The following is a 794-nucleotide window of genomic DNA, read 5'->3' as shown; positions in this document are numbered from 1 at the left end:
TCTCGAGAAATTCGCTGCATATTCTATGATTTATTACGGAATCATCCTTAACTGAGCTCACAGATTTTATAGGACGATAGTAAGTAATACGTGCAAGGCTTATCGATAATCAGCACAATAACAAATCATTAATGCAGCGATTAATGTGGTTATGCAGTCATTTTCCCTCTTTATACATGACATAGAGCAACTCGCCGTTGAGCTAGAGAGCATCGGTTTTACGACCAGTGACACGCTTTTGGTTCAAGTATTCTCTTCTTTTGATCAAGAGAGGGTCGAGTCTGCCTGTCAGATTATCCACGCTCGTTTTCCCGCTGCGACCTCAATCGGCTGCAGTGCCGAACATTTTATCGATAAAGGTGAGTTGAAACACCAAGGTCTGTTAGCAGTATTTACCTGTTTTTTTTCTGTTTCCATGAGTGCTGCCGCGGTGGCGTACAGTGATGACTTGGCTCGTGATAGCGATATCATGATGCGTCAGTTGGAGTGTAATAGTCAGACCAAAACAGCGATCTGCTTTGCGGACCGTCTTACGCTTGATAAGCACGACCTCTTTTATGCCTTTGAGCGTTCGCCTTTAGATATACCGGTCTGTGGTGGTGCATCCACGATCACGCCATCAGGACGATGGGTGATGTGCAATGGACGTTGCTATCAAGAAACTTATGTCATGGTTGCGCTTCACAGTGATGATCTGGCGGTGAATAGAGGCTATTTCACTGAGTGGAACCCGATTGGAAAAACCTTCCGTGTGACGGCAGCCCAAGGTACTCATCTTATCGAGCTTGATGGTG

Annotated in this window: 1 protein-coding gene; it reads left to right on the top strand. The window is 45.3% G+C overall.

The features are described from left to right. Positions 1-151: 151 nt before the first annotated feature. Positions 152-794, top strand: a 643-nt coding sequence (locus tag KIV40_RS31225; protein ID WP_285353181.1) for an FIST N-terminal domain-containing protein, incomplete at its 3' end; no start/stop codon positions are given.

The organism is Vibrio sp. D173a (genome assembly GCF_030248475.1).
This window is presented reverse-complemented; position numbering and strand designations above follow the sequence as displayed.